The organism is Nonomuraea sp. NPDC050451 (assembly GCF_044458585.1).
Genome location: NZ_JBITHZ010000034.1, coordinates 29,254 through 45,591 on the forward strand (window position 1 = coordinate 29,254; position 16,338 = coordinate 45,591).

11 protein-coding genes and 1 pseudogene are annotated in these 16,338 nt (G+C 70.0%); 2 read left to right on the top strand and 10 right to left on the bottom strand.

The window, feature by feature from the left end; all coding sequences use genetic code 11:
• Positions 1-12: 12 nt before the first annotated feature.
• From ACIBI9_RS52950 to ACIBI9_RS52960, 3 genes are all read right to left on the bottom strand, one after another.
• A complete protein-coding gene (locus ACIBI9_RS52950; protein ID WP_397235045.1) occupies positions 13-2,136 on the bottom strand; it encodes a glycoside hydrolase family 36 protein in 2,124 nt (707 codons plus the stop codon).
• Between the two features lie 162 nt (positions 2,137-2,298).
• Positions 2,299-3,312, bottom strand: coding sequence for a LacI family DNA-binding transcriptional regulator (locus tag ACIBI9_RS52955; RefSeq protein WP_397235046.1), 1,014 nt, complete (start codon positions 3,310-3,312; stop codon positions 2,299-2,301).
• A 551-nt stretch (positions 3,313-3,863) separates the two neighbouring features.
• Positions 3,864-5,486, bottom strand: coding sequence for an AbfB domain-containing protein (locus tag ACIBI9_RS52960; RefSeq protein WP_397235047.1), 1,623 nt, complete (start codon positions 5,484-5,486; stop codon positions 3,864-3,866).
• Between the two features lie 717 nt (positions 5,487-6,203).
• Between ACIBI9_RS52960 and ACIBI9_RS52965 the strand changes: the two genes are divergently transcribed.
• Together ACIBI9_RS52965 and ACIBI9_RS52970 are read left to right on the top strand one after the other, a co-directional pair.
• The gene (locus ACIBI9_RS52965; protein ID WP_397235048.1) at positions 6,204-6,326 is read left to right on the top strand and encodes a hypothetical protein; all 123 of its coding nucleotides are present in this window, start codon (positions 6,204-6,206) and stop codon (positions 6,324-6,326) included.
• Between the two features lie 88 nt (positions 6,327-6,414).
• Positions 6,415-6,567, top strand: a complete 153-nt coding sequence (locus ACIBI9_RS52970) for a hypothetical protein (RefSeq protein WP_397235049.1) — start codon at positions 6,415-6,417, stop codon at positions 6,565-6,567.
• 118 nt (positions 6,568-6,685) lie between these two features.
• Here the strand turns inward: ACIBI9_RS52970 and ACIBI9_RS52975 are convergent, their stop codons facing one another.
• The 7 genes and pseudogenes from ACIBI9_RS52975 to ACIBI9_RS53005 form a co-directional block, all read right to left on the bottom strand.
• Positions 6,686-7,264 (bottom strand): DJ-1/PfpI family protein, encoded by a 579-nt coding sequence (locus ACIBI9_RS52975; RefSeq protein WP_397235050.1) that lies wholly within the window; start codon positions 7,262-7,264, stop codon positions 6,686-6,688.
• 420 nt (positions 7,265-7,684) lie between these two features.
• Positions 7,685-7,750, bottom strand: a pseudogene (locus ACIBI9_RS52980) (hypothetical protein); the annotation flags it as partial.
• Positions 7,751-7,881: 131 nt separating this feature from the next.
• Positions 7,882-8,475 (bottom strand): hypothetical protein, encoded by a 594-nt coding sequence (locus ACIBI9_RS52985; protein ID WP_397235051.1) that lies wholly within the window; start codon positions 8,473-8,475, stop codon positions 7,882-7,884.
• Positions 8,472-9,182, bottom strand: a complete 711-nt coding sequence (locus ACIBI9_RS52990; protein WP_397235053.1) for a hypothetical protein — start codon at positions 9,180-9,182, stop codon at positions 8,472-8,474. The genes ACIBI9_RS52985 and ACIBI9_RS52990 overlap by 4 nt, the downstream gene beginning before the upstream one ends.
• Entirely contained in the window at positions 9,179-10,216 is a 1,038-nt protein-coding gene (locus ACIBI9_RS52995) for a hypothetical protein (RefSeq protein ID WP_397235054.1), read from the bottom strand. Before ACIBI9_RS52995 ends, ACIBI9_RS52990 begins: the two co-directional genes overlap by 4 nt.
• Positions 10,217-10,315: 99 nt before the next feature.
• A complete protein-coding gene (locus ACIBI9_RS53000; RefSeq protein ID WP_397235056.1) occupies positions 10,316-10,954 on the bottom strand; it encodes a hypothetical protein in 639 nt (212 codons plus the stop codon).
• Between the two features lie 72 nt (positions 10,955-11,026).
• A complete protein-coding gene (locus ACIBI9_RS53005) occupies positions 11,027-16,228 on the bottom strand; it encodes a ThuA domain-containing protein (protein ID WP_397235057.1) in 5,202 nt (1,733 codons plus the stop codon).
• Positions 16,229-16,338 lie beyond the last annotated feature (110 nt).

Consider the following 16,338-nt stretch of genomic DNA (forward strand, 5'->3'; position numbering starts at 1 on the left):
CGTTGAAAGGGATCAGTTCTCCGGCCGCAGGCGGAGCAGGCGCGCGGACGGTCCGGGTACGGCAGGACGGACCGTGAGCCGCGCGGTGGAGGCGTCCCACCGGTGCTGCCAGCCGGGTAGCGTCGCCGGATACTCGGTCTCCACCCACAGCCGGCGGCCGCGCAGGCCGGGTAGGTCCACCTGGATGTCGTGCGGCCCGCCGTCGCGTTGCCATACGGCCAGGCGCACCGTGTCACCGGTGCGCAGGCCCAGCGCGACGACGTCGTCGGACCAGGCGGGCAGCCCCAGCGGCCAGAACGGCTCGGCCGTGGCGACCTCGGCCCTGATCCGCTTGTGCACGGCCACCCCGTCCGCGACGAGCTCCCGCTCGGCCCGGCTCATCTTGTCGAGATGTCCCGACAGGTAGAGCCGCCCGGCCAGACCGTTGATCATGGTGAAGGCCAGAGCCTCCGCGGGCATCCCCGGCTGCGGGTAGGCCCAGTTGCCTGCCTGCTCGGGGAGCATCGTGGCGGGCGCGGACGCCGCGATGGCGGCGTAGAGCCGCCAGTCCTGCTGGTCGGAGGTGGACTGGAGCGGGAGGCGGGACAGCATTGCGTAGTCGGCCCGCATGGCTCCCGAGGCGCAGTTCTCGAAGATCACCTCCGGGTGGCGGCCGAGCAGGTCGTCCAGCCACTCCAGGTGGGCCCGGTTGTGCTCGAGCAGTCCCTCTCCCGGCTGGAGCGCGTCCCGGTCGGTGCCCGGCCCCGGGGTGACGTTGTAGTCGAGCTTGAAGAATGCGGTGCCGTAGTCGTGCACGAGGCGATCGACCACCTCGTCGAGATGCTTCCTGGCAGAGGGATGGCGCAGGTCGAGGAAGTACCGGCCGTGCTCCACGACCCGCTCGCCGTTCCGGCTCAGGAACGCCTCGTCAGGCAGCATCGCGGCGACAGGGCTGCGCACCCCGACGACCTCCGGCTCCAGCCACAGGCCGGGGCGCATGCCCCTGGCCCTGATGTGGTCGAAGACCCGGGCGAGCCCGCCGTCCGGGAAGCGGCCGGTCGAGGGGCGCCACTCGCCGACGCTGTCCCACCACTTCCCGCCGTCGTCGTACCAGCCCGCGTCGACGCAGAAGTACTCGGCGCCGGTCTCCGCGGCGGCGTCGACGAGAGGCAGCAGGCGCTCGGTGGTCGGGTCGCCCATGAGGGTGTTCATGTAGTCGTTGAAGATGACCGGCAGCGCGTCGTCTGTGGGATGCGCGCGGCGGATCGCCCTCCGCTGCCGGGTGAGGGCGGCCAGCGCTCCCTGGCAACCCTCGTCGGACACAGCGACGGACACGGGAACAGCGACGAAGCTCTCCCCCGGGAGCAGCCGGGTGCTCCACTGGTGGTCGAGGTCGGTGGGGCCGCTCAGCACGAGGGATACGGCGTTCGCCCCGTCGCGGCGGCGGTCCACCTCCCAGCGCCAGGCGCCGTTGTGCTCGATCTGCCAGCCCCAGGCCCGGCCGGTGCGGGCGCTCGCCAGGACGCTGGTCGGCAGGTACTCGCCCGAGGACCAGGTGCTCTTGCTCACCGTGACGAGCGCGCCCCGGCCGTCGTGTTGGTGCAGTTCGCTGTTGATGTCCGCCAGCCCGTCCGGCCCCGACAGCGGGATGGCCGCCCACCTTCCCTCAGCGCACCAGTCGGCGCGTGCTCGCCACAGGACCAGGTCGCCGTCGTCCGCCGTCTCGGCCAGCGCGCCGGAGGCGAAGGACGACACCATCTGCAGAACCCGGGGCGCCGGTCCGGTGTTCGTGACCTCGGTCCAGGCCTGCAGGGCCGGGACGTCCGTCCTGGCGCGAAAGACACTTGTCGCCTCCAGTCCGGTCACCTCGTCACGCTGCCTCACCCGCAGCTCCCGCCAGTCGCCGTCCGCCTGCTCGACGGCGTCCACGAACCGGAGCCGCGATCCGGCGGCGGTGTCGGTGAACCGCGTGTTGGACAGTCCCCGGCCTTCCCCCAGAACCATCAGCTCGACCAGCGGCTGCACCCGGAACGGGGCCACGGCGCTCGGTGCGGGCGACGCGGTCCCGAGCCTCGCGATGCGGGCCGGAGCGTCTTCGGGCCGCTCGAGGACCAGGTCGAGAGAGCCGGGACGCCACTGGATGGTTCTGCTCGTCATCACGTTCCTTAAGCCGGACATACGGTGCGGTTCAGCCATGAAAGCGTTTATCAAGCGATGAGGCAAGGGGACCAAGGGAAATGAGCTGATAACGCTTTCAACACGAGATGTCATGAGGGAACATGACCACGCGTGCGTGGTCGAAGGGTTCCTAGGCCGAGGTCAGCGGGCGGGTGGAGCGGTGCTCTTGCGCACGACCAGGCGCGGAGTCGACCGCGGCGTCGCCACCGGCACCCCTGCCAGCCTGCCGAGCAGGAAGTCGACCGCCATGCGCCCCAGCTCGGCGAAGTCCTGGCTCATCGTGGTCAGCGAAGGAGTCCAGATCTCGGCCAGCGGGTGGTCGTCGAAGCCGACGACGCTGACGTCCTCGGGGACCCGCGAGCCCTCGTCCTGCAAGGCCTTGATCACGCCGAAGGCGACCTCGTCGTTGCCGCACAGCACCGCGGTCACGTCGCCGCGCCTGGCCAGGCGCGCGCCGGCCTGGAGGCCCGAGCGCGGGGTCCCGTCACTCTCCACGATCTCCGGAACCGGGGCTCCCGCCGCCTCCAGCGCCTCTCGCCAGCCCAGCAGCCGCCCGCTCGGCCGGCCGGAGGCCGGTATCCCCACGTGGTGCACGGTGCGATGGCCCAGTCCGAGCAGGTAGTTCGTCGCATCCCGCGCGCCGGCGTGGTCGTCGAACAGGGCTCGCGGGACGCTCCTGCCCGGCCCGGCGGAGGACACCGCCGCCACGGGGACCGTGTCGGGCAGTGCCGCCAGCGCCCGGCTGCCCTGGATATCGAACTCGAGCACGATCATCCCGGCGAGCGGCTGGTCGAGCGCGAGGTCCACGGCTACCCGCGTCGACTCCTCGTCGTCGCCGTCCAGCATCGTCAGGGCCACCACCAGGCCGACCGCGCGGGCGGCCTCCTCGATCCCCCGGATCGCGCTGGCATAACCGTATCGGGTGGTGTCGCTGGTCAGCACACTGATGATGGAGCGCCGGCCGGTCGCCAGGGCGCGCGCCGCGGCGTTGGGGCGGTATCCCAGCTCCTGGATCGCGCGCAGAACCTGCCTGCGCTTGTCGGCGCTCACCGGCGCGGACCCGCTCAGCACCCGAGACACCGTGGGGACGGACACGCCGGCGACCCTCGCCACGTCCGCGAGGACGGGAGGGCGGGTGTGCGGACGGCGGGTCACACCGGTAAGCGTACATACCAGGAGGTGGAGGCTTGGACGGGCGGCTCCTGCGGCCGGACACGGCAGGCCGACCCGCTCACGGCGCCACCGCCTTGGCCAGGGCGCCCATGCACAGCGTCAGCGCCTCGTGACCGGACATCCCGTCGGCCCGCCTGTGCATCCACGCGCCGTACAGCAGCGGCCAGAGCACGTGCCGCAACCAGAATGACTGCGCGGCCAGGGGGGCTCGCCCAAGGAGATCGCGCGCTCGGGATCACCCGTCGGCGGCGGCCCCCCCTGATCCGCGCGGTCATGGCCGAGGCCTGGTCCGATCAGCCGCTCAGCGAGGCGGCGGGCTGCTGGGTCGGGGGTAGGTGTGGACGGCGGGTGGTGGGACGATGCGGCATCGCGAAGTCCCCGGCCCAGAGCAGCGCCTCGCCGACGAGCTGGTCCTTACCGCCGGTAGGCCGCCAGCAGCATGGCGCCGAGCGGGGCGGGCCTTTTCAAGGTTCCGCTGAACAAACGTGCTTCCTTCCAGGGGATGACTCGTCGTGCGCGAGGTGCACAGGTGATCAGGAAGTGGCAGGTTTGAAGGTGCTGTCGGCTCGGAAGGCGGAGGTGTCCTGGCCTTTGTCGAGCCACAGCTGGTGGTGGCGGTGGCGGATGAACCGACCGGGATAGTTGAGCGACTCCAGCCGCACCCTCCCCGCGCCCGAGGCCGGCCGGGCGAGGAAGGTCGCGTCCTGTTCGAACAGCTCGGTGCCATTGTCGGCGTCGAACCGCAGGCGGTAATCCTTGTGCCGCAGGTAGCGGCCGTCCCCGTCCATGAACGAGTAGCCCTTGGCGTCGGCCAGGCCGGGCACGATCCGCAGCGGCGCCGCCTCCCCGAGCACGCCGAGAGCACCCGAGGCGGCGATCCCTTCCTTCGGGAAGTTGATCGACTGGAGGGTGCGCGTCGCCCCGGTCGGCAGCGCGCCGCCGCCGCCACCGCCGGAGGCGGCGGCGCGGGTGAACAGCAGGGTTCCGAAGCCGAGCTGGTCGAACCCGCCGCTGTTCGGCCCGTAGTCGCCGCCACCGCCCTCGGTCCGCACCCGCTCGGCGTACGCCTTCGTGTACGGCAACGCCAGCCCGCGCCGGTTGGCGTAGTGGTTGTAGAGCAGCTCCCACACGGGACGGTCCTGGCCGCGCGCCGCGCTCGAGATGACCGTCTGCTCCCGGGGGGCGCACTTCTGGCCGTGGCCCCACTTGTACGTGGTGAACGGTACGTCGTGGCCCAGGTTGTACTTGGCGACGTACTCGGCCGCCTTCATGATCCGGTTGTCGGCGTAGCCGTACAGGTCGACGCCCTGGTTCCAGGCCATTTCCGCGATGGTGCCGATCAGGCCGATGCCCATCACGGTGTGCGCCTGGTCGCGCCCGCTCTCCTGCCACTGGGCGAGACCGCCCGGGTGGAGGAACGGGATGGCATTCATGATGGACCCGTTGCCCTTGCCGTTCTTGAAGTAGTCGACGGCCTGCTCGAACTTGGCCTGGTCGTCGCAGAACAGCCCGATCGCCAGGACCGAGGCCATGGTGCACAGGTCCCAGTTGGCCCAGTAGTTGGTGACGCAGGCACCGTTGTGTTCACGCAGGAAGCGGTCATTCACCGGGTAGAAGACGTTCAGCAGCATCTTCTGGAACCGCTCGACGTCGAAGCCCGGGTAGCCGCGCATGAGCTCGGCGGCGTTGGCGAACTGGTAGCCGTAGATGCCCGCCGCCAGGAACCGGTCGGCGTTGCCGTTGATCGTCTTCAACATGCCCGACCAGGCGTTCAGAATGTCCCGGGCGGCGTCGCCGTGCGCCTTCTCGCCGGAGATCTTCCAGCGCAGCGCGTTCTGGTAGGCGGCGTGCACGTCGTTGTAGAACTGCCAGTAATTCTGCCCGGTCCCGCCGCGCACCACCGTCTCCAGCGGGCGCGCCTTCCACGTGCTCTTGGAGTGCCCGTTGGCGACGAGCTTGTCCCACCCGCTCTTGTACGGCTGCGCTCCCGCCTGCACCGCGGCCGCGATCCGGTCGAAGTCCGCCTGGGTGTGCAGCAGTCCTGGGTGCTTGAACGCCGCCGCCGACGACGCCCCCGCCACGGAGGGCAGCGCCGGCAGCACCGCGATCCCGGCCGCGGCCTTCAGCAGACTCCGTCGGCTGGTACGGAGAACCATGTGAGTCCTTTCACGAGACGATCTCTCGTCCTGAGGAGACTGGCTGGGGGCGACCCCATAACACTTTTCCGGATGTCCGTTCCATCCGGCGGGCAGAATATCGCCGTTCGCTGGTTTCTCCTGGTACTCACTGGTTTACATAGGTTATGACGTTGGCGACGTTTTCCTCGATACCGGGCGTGGCGACGTTCAGGGACGACTGGCCAGTGTGCCTTCGACGTCGCGCACGCTCATGCCGCGTACGAAGGACGCGATCACGAATGTCTCCCGGGCGTGGGTGCGGGTGACGCCGGTGCCGAAGAGGCGAGAGGCGAACCTCTCGGTGGTGCCGCGCGGCTTGGGCCGGCGATAGTGATCGAACCGCTGGTGGTTTTGACGGTGGTCGGGCAGCGGCCGTTGCGGTAGCCCGACCGCACCGCCCTGTCTTCCTCGCTGCTTTCCTCGGCGGTGACGGTGGCGGCGCGCTGGTAGCGGGCGCGGCCGAGGGAAGCGTCGGCCTCGGCCTCGACGGCGGTTCGGATGATCAGGCGGGCGCCGAGATGGGCGACGTCCTCGATGACCTCGACCAGGTCACGATCGGCGGTGAACAGGGCGTCGTGTCGCGGGCATGTTCAACGCGATTGAGGAGTTCAACGACGTCATCACCACCGCCCGCGCCAGCGGCGATCCGGAGTAGCGGGCCAAGGTGCGGTACCGGCGGCCGGTCGGTCAGCCACCATGCACCGCATCCGCGCCACCCCCCGGCACGCGCTGAACATCGCGATCAAGCACGACCGACTGATCGACTTCAACCCCGCCGCGGTCGTCGAACCGACGCCGAGCGCCCCAAGGCGCTGGTGAGGAGCGACGAACGGGTCGCCGGGCTGTTCGCGCTGTACCGAATGATCGCGTCGCGGAGGCTGCGCCGGGATGAGGCCGTCGGATTGCGTTGGATGAGGACACCGTCACCGTGCTGCGCGCGCACCGCAAGTGCCAAGCCGCAGAATCCACCGCCGCCCTCGCCAACACCGCAGCGACCAGCGCTCAGACAGTCCGGCTGATGACCACCGAGCAGCCGTTGCCCAACGATTTGTGTCCATGAATCGGCACGAGCGGTGTATCGCAGCGCCTCTTGATGACGTGCGAAACTGCGGACCAAGGCTACAACCGAGTTGTGGCACCGGACACGGCGAGAAAGGCCCGGTCTTCCGGGGCACATCTCATCCTGATGTCAGAGCCGAGCCGACGTTCGCGCCTTCCAGCACGCGCATGAAGGCACGCGACCATTCAGGCAGGTCTGGCCAGCCACGACAGGAGACCATCGCGCCGTCCACCACGTCGGGGGCATCCACGAAGGTCGCACCTGCCATCTCCATGTCGGTCCTCAACGGCGGGAACGCCGCCGTGGAACGGCCGCGCAGCAGGCCAAGCGCCGCCGGCACCTGCGGGCCGTGGCAAATCGTGCCCACCGGCAGGCCGCGCTCGAAGAAGTAGTGCACGATACGGGCGACGTCGGGATCGGTGCGGATGTACTCCGGCGCGCGGCCGCCCGGGATCACCAGCGCCTGATAGTCCTCAGGGCGCACGTCGGCGAACGCGAGATCCACCGGCAGCTGATGGCCGGGCCTCTCGGTGTAGGCGTCCCAGCCGGGCTCGAAGTCGTGGACCACCAGCTTTACCGCACGCGTGGTGGGGGCGGCCACGATCGCCTCATGACCCCCTTCCCGGAGCCGAAAGACGGGGTACATGGAGTCCAGCTCTTCCGCCGCATCGCCGGTCAGAACAAGCACTCGGGCCATGACTCACTCCTGTTCTCCCACGGTGGATCTTAATCTGGATGGGGCAGAAATGGCAGATCCGCAGGAAGCCCTCACCCGCGGACCGCTGTGTACGCCGAGCACCCCGGACTACGCGCACGCTGCGGTGCGCTCGGCGCTCGAGCCCGGCCCTCCGGCGCTCTCCCTCGGCGCCGTTCCCTTCCGGGTAGCGCCGAGGCGATACCCCCAAAGAGGCGCGGGTTGTGGCGTTCAAGCTGATCGAGTCGGCCTGGGCCCGCTGGCGTGCGGTCAGCGCCCCTCACCTCGTCGCTCTGGTCCGCGTCGGGGGGTGAAGTTCCGCAAGGGCAAGCTCATCGAGCGGCCCACGCTCCGCTGCACCAGCGTGCGCGGCGCCGCACCGGTGAACAGCGGCGTCCCGGAGCCCAGCACGACGGGCGCGAGGCGCAGCGTCAGCGCGTCGACCAGCCTGGCGTCGATGGCCGAGCCGATCGTGGCGCCACCGCCCATCGGGACGACGTCGAGATCCGGGCCGCGCCAGGGGGCCGGAACGAGGTTGCTCAGCCCACCTCTCCAGCCCCGGCGAGGTCCTGGTCGGTTGCGTCCTTCTGTTGTATTCGTCAATCCCCGGCCGGCCGAATTCAGCGCCGGACGCCCATGCGGTGCCGCCAGGCGAGGGCGATCCAGGCCGCGAGGGCGACGAGCGCCGCGAGGACGATGATGCCGATCTTGAGGGGAGTCCCCATCGCACCTTGGTCGTCCATCACGGTCGCCGGCGCGGCGGCCTTGTTCCGCGCGGGCGCCGTCGCCTGGCCCGTTGCGGGGGCGGTCGCCGCCACGGGTGAGGCGGCGACAACGCCCGCCTTCACCTTCACCGTCGCTTTCGCCTTGGAGGGCTCGGTCGCGGCCACGGTGACCCGCCACTCGCCGCTCGGCAGCGGCTCGGCGGAGTGGTAGAGGTTCTGGCCCTCGGGTGCCGACCTGAGCGGCACCGGCCCGAAGGAACGGCCGTCCGCCGAGGTCGCCGTCAGCGTGGCCTCGACGATCTCCGTTACGGGATGGCCGTCCTTCTTGTACGTGACCAGCACGTTGACGTTGTCGGCGCCGTCTCCCGTCACCTCCAGCTTGATCGGCCCGCCGTGGGCGGAGGCCGCCGGTGCGCCGAGCACCAGCGTGAGCCCGGCCAGCGCGACGGTGAGCAGGACGGTGAGGACGTGTGCCGGTGCCTTGTTCACGAGTCGTGACTCCCCTCGGGTTCGGTGTCGGGGGTGAGCGCCCCTTCGCCGGGTGATGTCGGTAGGAACACGTGCTGGTGGCCGTAGCCCGCGTCGACGTTCACGGCGTCGAGAGCGGTCGCTCCGATCGACCAGGTGAAGAGCGCGTCGGCGCGTTGCCGTACGGCCAGGTCCATGGCGGCGGCGCGGGCCGGTCCTGTCAAATCCCGCGCGGCCGCGTAGGTGTCGACGGTCGTGGCGAGCTGCCGTACGGCGGAGGCGAGACTCGACCGCGCCACGTTGGTGGCGGTCTCCCCGGACGGGGGGTCGGCGAAGCCTTGGACGGCCGCGGCGGCCGCCTGCTGCCAGGTCTCGACGTCGACGGCGGTCACCGCGACGGGCCCCGCGGTGTCGTCGGCCGGCATGGCCCGGCTCAGCCCGTCGAGCACGGGGAGGAGCCGGGCCCGCGTGCTGCGGGCCAGCTCCGTCAGGGCCTTGATCTGCGTTCTGTCGCGGAGGGCGGACTCGGCACGGAGACGGTTGGCCGTCCGCTCGATCGAGTCCGGCCGGGTCAGCGCGAACACCACACCGCCGGCGACGATCGCGCCGAGCGCGAACGCGACCACGAGGGGGAGCACGCGGGCCCACGTCGCACCCTGTGCGGGGGCCGGTTGCCTGGGTCGGTTGATGGTCGCCACCTCCTGAGGGCGGATGTCGATGGCGCTCACGCCTCCTGAGGCGTGCCTCTGCCGTGGAGCATGATCAGCTTCTCGATGCGCCTGCGGCGCCAGGCGGCGACCAGCCGGATGGCGAAGGGGGCGAGGACGAGGAGGACGAGGAGGGCGAGCTGCGGCCACGGCAGGGCCCAGACCGTGGTGTCGATCGCCATCCGCTGGGCGGCGACGCCCGGGATCGGCTTGCCCGCGGGCGAGGGGATCGCCGTGACCGTCGTGCCGATGGGCCCCAGCGGCCAGGCACCGGGCACCCGTGCGACGAACGTGCGGCTGCCGCCCGGCATGAGCTCCCTGGTCTTGGGCGCGGACGGGTCAGTCCAGGTGTTCTCGCCCACGAAGGTGGACGTCAGGACCCGGTTGTCCGTGACCAGCCGGACGTTGCCGACGTTGGCCACGGTGTAGGTCACCTCGACGGATCCGGCGGCGAAGGGATTCCACGATCCCGTGTACTCGGCTCGCACGTCGGTTACCGCCACCTTGGCCACATAGTCGCCGGTGACGCGGATGTTCAGGCGGACGCCCACCCGGTTCTGGACCCGTACCTGACCGGAGACGGTCTCCAGGGACGCGGTCACACCTGCGGGGTGATCGCCCGGCGTCGCGTTCTGGGGGATCGACACCGTCACCGGCACGACGGAGGTGGCCCCGGCGGCGATGGTCACCTTCTCGGGAACCGCTACCCAGGAGCCGCCGTCGGTCGGTTGCGCGTCCGAGGGCCGCATGTCGAAGTAGCCCTTGGCGGTCAGGTAGCCGTCGTTGGCGTCGATCGCGAAGTCGACCGGCTGAGTGGAGCGGTTGATGACCGCCACATGCTCGACCACCTGCTGTCCGCCGGCGAGCTCGAGGTCGATGACGCTGCGGCCGTCAGGACCGTCGGCGTTGGCCGGAACGACCGACCAGGTGGTGTCGGCGTCGGACGGGGTCGCGAACGCGACCGTGGTGACCAGGACGGCGACCAGCAGGGCAACGCCGACTGCGGGTAGGACGGCGAGGTGGGCGAGGGCGCCTCGCGAACGGCTTGTGGTCAACAGAGGTGTCTCCAGTCTCATCGTGGGCGTCCGGGACCTGCGCCAGGCCGGCACAGGTCCCGGATCGCCCACAGCGGGCGATGGCGTCCTGCCTCCGGCTCAGGACTGGTTGAAGAGGGAGAGCGTCAGAGTCGAGTGGTACTCGCCGGCGGCGACGTCGGCGGGAGTGCGCAGCGCGAGGTCGGCGTTGACCTGCCAGGTGCCGATCTCGTCGGCGGAGTTCGCCGTCGACACCAGCAGCTCCTGCCCCTGCAGGCCGACGGTGGGCGCTCCCGAGCCGTCCGAGATGACGCTGGAGACGGGCTCACCGGCCTCCACCGCCCCGGAGGAGGAGCCGCTCAGCAGGCGCGGCCGCCAGCCCAGGTACTGCGGGCCGATGGGCGGCGCCGAACCGCTCGTCGCGGTGAACTCGCCGGCCTGGCCGACGACCGCCCAGAAGTCACCGGCAGGGATGTCCTCGGGACGGCGGGTGTCGGTCACCGTGACCGTCGGCAGGGTGCCGACGAACTGGCGGGCGGCGGCGTTGGAGCCGTTCTCCTGCAGGGCCACTCCGCCGTTGTCGGCGACGGTCATGGACACCTGACCGGGAGTGGTGTTCGGCTCGATCGTCACCGACACGTCGATGCCCTTGCCGGGGTCGTCGTCCGCCGCCGCTGGACCGGCCACGCCGACGCCGGCGGCGAGCGCGACACCGAGCATCGCCGCGGCGAGTATCTGCGTAGTCCTGTTCGTTTTCATGTGTTCGCTCCATTGAGGGGGGTGGGGCCGGCCGGCTGCTCGGCCGGCCGGCCCCGGTTCTGCCGTCGGCGGTCAGCGGCAGCTGATCGCCGGGTAGGCGGCGTCGTAGGACGAGGTGACCTGCTTGCCGCCGATCGTCGCGGTCCCCTTCACGGTCACCGTGCCCGCGTCGATCTGCCCGGCCCGGCTGTTGAAGGACTGGTACGCCTGCTTGCCCGGGGCCACGTCGGCCACGGTCTTCGAACCGAACGGGGTGGTCAGCGTCACCGTCGCCGGCACGTCCGAGCCGTTGACGGCCGTGACCGCCACGTACGCCGAAGTGCCGATGCAGCGGGACGAGGCGGAGACCGTCAGCTTGACCTGCGGCGCGGGCGCCGAGATCGTCAGCGTCAGCGTCTTGGCCTCTTCGACGTTGCCCGCCTTGTCGGCCGAGCGGTACTTCAGCTCGTGCTGCCCGTCGCCGGTCACGGTGATCGGCCCGGTGTAGGCGGTCCAGCCGCCGCCGTCGAGCTGGTACTCGGTCATGTCGACCCCGCTGCCGCCGTCCTCGTCGGTGGCCTTCAGCGTGACCGACACCGGACCGGTGAACGTACCGCCCGCCGGCTGCTCCGGATCGGTCGTCGCCGTCGTCACGGGCGCGGTCCTGTCCTCGTCCGAGCCTGCCTTGGTCAGGTGGAAGTAGTCGAACGTGACCGTCTTCGACGCCGACTGGTTGGTGCCGATGGTGTACACGCCGACCTTCGCGCCGGTGGCCACCGCGGTGTTCGCCACCGTCGCGGAGAGATCCGTCCAGGTCTGGCCGTCGGAGGAGTAGGAGCCGGTGTAGGTGGTGCCCGCCTTCCTCAGCCGCAGCCACCACACGCCGCTGGTGAGGTTGTTCACCTGCGGCTGCGGGTTCTGCACGGTGCCGCCGACCTCGCTGCGCAGTTCGATGCCCCGCGCCACCGTCGAGCCTGCCGAGTTGGTGGTGAGGAAGTCGAGCTTCACGTAGTCGTCGTCGCCGGTGTACACCATGAGGCCGCCCTGCTGGTACTGCTCGTTGAGCGCCGAGGCGTCCACCTTGGTCTCCAGCGTCCAGTCGCCGCTCGGCGCCGTCTGGAGGATGAAGTTCTTCGGGCCGCTGTTTCCGGTCCCGTAGATGTCACCGGTCGTGGTGTCGAGCTCCAGCTTGCCGTTGCCGACGCGCGCCGCCGTGGCGTCGGGGCGCACGACCGCGTTCCAGCGGCAGGAGTCGAGCGCGGTGCCGTCGAACTCGTCGTCCGGGGCCGGCGCCGACGCCTTGTCGTCCGGCGTGATGTGGAACCAGTCGAAGGACGCGTCCACCACCGGGTGGTTGGCCCCGGCCAGCGAGATCAGGCCGATCTTGGGGTTGGCGATCCCGGCGAGCGGCTTGGTCTGCGGCATCGCGGTGAACGTGGTGCCGTCCGAGGAGTAGTGGGCGGTGATGTTGGTGCCGTCGCTGACGAACCGCACGTACACCGTGTCGGGGTAGGAGTCCCCGAGGTTGGCCGTGTTGCTCTGCGACACCTCGTTCGGGCTGCCGTTCTCCTCCCGGATGAACTGGAAGATACGGCTGGCGTGGTTGGAACCCGAGGTCGACCGCGCCTGGAGCACCATCTTGGCGTAGTTGTCGTCGTCGCCGTAGATCACCAGGCCCGCCTGCTGGTACGCGTCACGCGCGTCCAGCGTGAGCTTGGCGGTGGCGGTCCACGCACCCGACGGCGCCGGCTGCACGACGATGTTCGGCGTGTTGCCGCCCGTGCTGTAGATGTCGGTGGTAGAGGTCGGGATCACGAGCTTGCCGTCCGCGACCTTGAGGTCCTGGTTCTCCCGGATGACCGACCAGCGGTCACGGTCGAGCTGGCTGCCCAGGAAGTCGTCGGAACGGCCGGTGAAGCACACCGTGGCCGCCGCGTCCACCTTGACCGGGACCTGCGCGGTGGCCGACGCGCCCTTGTCGTCGGTCACGGTGACCACGGCCGTGTAGCTGCCCGGCGCGGTGTAGGTGTAGCTCGCCTCGGCCGTGGTGGGCTCCGGCGCGCCGGTCACGCCGAAGTTCCACTTGTAGGTGATCGGGTCGCCCTCGGGGTCGGTGGCCGTCGCCTTGAAGCCGACCTTCAGCGGGGCGACGCCCGTCGCCGGGGTCGCCGTCGCGGTCACGGCCGGATGCTGGTTGTCCGTGGCGCCCTTGCCGACGAAGTCGACCCAGTTGAAGTTGGCGAGGTAGGCGTTGTCGGCCGCGCTCGCCGGCTTGCGCACGACGAAGTACAGCGGTCCGCTCTCGGTCGGTGGGCTGGTCAGGTCGAGCGTGACGTCGGTGAACGTCTGCCAGCCGCCGGTGGGGGTCACGTCGACCGAGCCGACCAGAGCGCCGGTCTCGGGGTTGCCCGCCCGGACCTGCACGGTTCCGCCGGCTCCGCCCGAGGAGGCCCGGAGCCGGATCGCGGTGACGTTCGACAGGTTCACCGGGTCGAACGACCACCAGTCGCCGTCCTGGACGAACCCGATGTGCTGGTTGCCGCCCTGGGTGTCGGTCGTGGTCTCCGCCTGGACGCCGGCGGCGTCGGTGCCCTTGCCGTCGGCCACCCGGCCGGTCCGCGAGAAGTGCTCGGCCTGCTTGCGCTTGGGCTCCAGGATGATCTGGCCCCGCCCGGTCAGCGGTCCGGCGCCGCTGGCGCCCGCGTCGGTGTAGCTGGCCTCGATGGCGTAGAAGAGGTTGTCGTACTCGCCGTGGCCCGCCTGCTGGGTCTGCAGGGTGCCCTCACAGCCCTTGAGCTGGTCGAGCGGGTGGCCGTGGCTGTCGTGGCCGAGGATCGCCTGGATCTTGACCTTCTCGCAGTCGATCGTGCCGTCCTCGGCGTCGGTGACGGTGACCTTGAACTTCACCTGGTCGCCGAATTCGAAGAAGGCGCCGTTCGGCGGAACGTCCACCTTGACGGTGGGACGGGTGTTGCCCGCGCTGATCGACACGCTGGCGGTGGCGGTCTTGCCGTCGGGGGTCTTGACGGTCAGGACCACGCTGTAATCGCCCCCCTTCTCGTAGGTGAAGGTGGGGTTGGGGTCGGTGGAGTCGGCGTCACCGTCACCGTCGAGGTCCCAGGCGTAGGAGAGCGTCTTGCCCTCCGGGTCCCGGCTGCCCTCGCTGGAGAACTTGACTGTCAGCGGCAGGGGCCCGTCGGTCTTGTCCGCGGTGGCACGGGCGATCGGCGGGCGGGTGCCCTTGGTGTACTCGATGCGGTAGATGCCGGAGTCGGCGTTGTCGCCGCCGAAGCCGGAGCCCCACTCGATCATGTACAGCGCGCCGTCGGGGCCGAACTTCATGTCCATCGGCTTCTTGAACGACAGGGAGCCGAGGATCGGATTCATCTCGACGACCTTGCTGCCGTTCTCGTCGAGCTGGAACGACCACACCTTGTCGTTGTTCCACTCGCCGAAGACGGCCTTGCCGTCCCAGTACGCCGGCCACTTCACGTCCGACTGCAGGTTCGGGTCGGAGCGGTAGACCGGGCCGCCCATCGGCGCGCCACCGCTCAGCTCCGGGAAGTTCTGCGGGTCGGCCGCGTAGTGGTACCAGATCGTCGCCGGGATCACCGGCGGCAGGCTGGTCAGGCCGTCGTTGTTCGGCGAGTCGTTGACCGGCGCGGCACAGTTGAACGGCGACCCCGACTGCTTGGTGGCGAAGTTGTAGTCGACGTACGGGGTGTTGTTGCCGACGCAGTACGGCCAGCCCAAGTTGCCCGGCTTCGAGACGAGGTTCCACTCGACCGTGTTCTGGGGGCCCCGGGTGGGGCTCGCCGAGTTGGCGTCGGGACCGTACTCGCCGAGCATGATGTTGCCCGTCTTGGGGTCGAGACCGATGCGGAACGGGTTGCGCAGGCCCATGCCGTAGATCTCCGGCTTGGTCTTCGCCGTGCCCGGCGCGAACAGGTTGCCGGACGGGATGGTGTAGGTGCCGTCGGCCTCGGGGTGGATCCGCAGCAGCTTGCCGCTGAGGCTGTTGGTGTTGCCCGCGGTGCGCTGGGCGTCCCAGCTGGAGCGGCCGGACTGCTCGTCGATCGGCGTGTAGCCGTCGGAGGCGAACGGGTTGGTGTTGTCGCCCGTGCCCAGCCACAGATTGCCGGTCTTGGGGTCGATCACCATGCCGCCGCCGTGGTGGCAGCATTCGGCCCGCTGCACCGGGACGTCGAGGATCTTCTTCTCGCTCGTCAGGTCCACGGTGTCACCGGTGACGGTGAACCTGCTCAGCCGGTCGACGTTCGCACCGGCGGGGGAGTAGTAGAGATACACCCAGTGGTTGGAGTCGAAGCCGGGGTCGAGCGCCAGCCCGAGCAGGCCGCTCTCGTTGGCGGTGAAGACGTTCAGCTTCCCCGCCGTCACCGTGCCGCCGGCCGGTTTGATGATCTTGATCTCGCCGAGCCGGTCGATGTAGAAGACCCGGCCGTCCTTGGCGACGTCCACCATCATGGGGTTCGACGTGTTGTCGTCGAGCGTGACCTTCTCGAAGCTGCTGCTCTGCGAGGCCGAGCAGTCGGCCTTGACGGCGCCGGCGGCGGTCTGGATGCCGCCGAGGAGCAGCTTCAGGAAGTTGGGCTCGCTGTAGTTCTCCTTGAGGTGGCCGAGCCCGGTGTACCACGAACGGCCGCCGTCGAAGTCCTGACACCACGTGTTCGGGTGGTCGGCGCCCATCGTGGCGCCGGTGTAGGACTTCTCGTCCATCGACGTCAGCACGTGGACCGTGCCACGCGGGTTCGCCTGGTAGTCGTACCATTCGTCGGTACGGGTCCAGGTCGTCGGGAGATCCTTGGTCGCCGGGTGCGCCGGGTCCTCGACCTTGACCGTGGCCTGCTGGATCGCCGGGTGCTGCTTGAAGTACGCCCCGACCAGCTTGCCGTACCAGGCCCAGTTGTACCCGCTGTCGGCGGCGGCGTGGACGCCCACGAAGCCGCCGCCGCCCTGGATGTAGCGCTGGAAGGCGTCCTTCTGCTCCTGCGTGCCCAGCGGGTCACCGGTCGTGGACATGAAGACCACGGCCTGGTACCGCGCCAGGTTCTGGTCCGTGAACAGGGCGCTGTCCTCGGTCGTGTCGACCGCGAAGTTGTTCTCCTGGCCGAGCTTCTGCACGGCCGCGATGCCCTCGGGGATCGAGTCGTGCCGGAAGCCGGTCGTCTTGGAGAAGACGAGCACGTTGAAAGCGGGCTCCGCGGCCGTGGCGGCCTCGGCGCTCACCGGCGCCGCGAGGAGCGTGAGGAAAGGGGCGACGAGGGCTAAGGCCATCGTGGTAGCGGTGCGACGTCTCGGGCGTCGTCCGCATTCTGGCAGGACCGCGTTGAGCAGCCTGGCCCACGTGCGAGGACGTGGTGACATGGAAACCCTTCCTGACCGGG

Excerpts from the sequence above, each read along its gene's own strand:
- ACIBI9_RS52950 (WP_397235045.1), bottom strand. The coding sequence starts at position 2,136 with ATGACGAGCAGAACCATCCAGTGGCGTCCCGGCTCTCTCGACCTGGTC.
- ACIBI9_RS52960 (WP_397235047.1), bottom strand. The coding sequence starts at position 5,486 with ATGGTTCTCCGTACCAGCCGACGGAGTCTGCTGAAGGCCGCGGCCGGG.
- ACIBI9_RS52965 (WP_397235048.1), top strand. The coding sequence starts at position 6,204 with ATGCACCGCATCCGCGCCACCCCCCGGCACGCGCTGAACATCGCGATC.
- ACIBI9_RS52975 (WP_397235050.1), bottom strand. The coding sequence starts at position 7,264 with ATGGCCCGAGTGCTTGTTCTGACCGGCGATGCGGCGGAAGAGCTGGAC.
- ACIBI9_RS53000 (WP_397235056.1), bottom strand. The coding sequence starts at position 10,954 with ATGAAAACGAACAGGACTACGCAGATACTCGCCGCGGCGATGCTCGGT.
- ACIBI9_RS53005 (WP_397235057.1), bottom strand. The coding sequence starts at position 16,228 with ATGGCCTTAGCCCTCGTCGCCCCTTTCCTCACGCTCCTCGCGGCGCCG.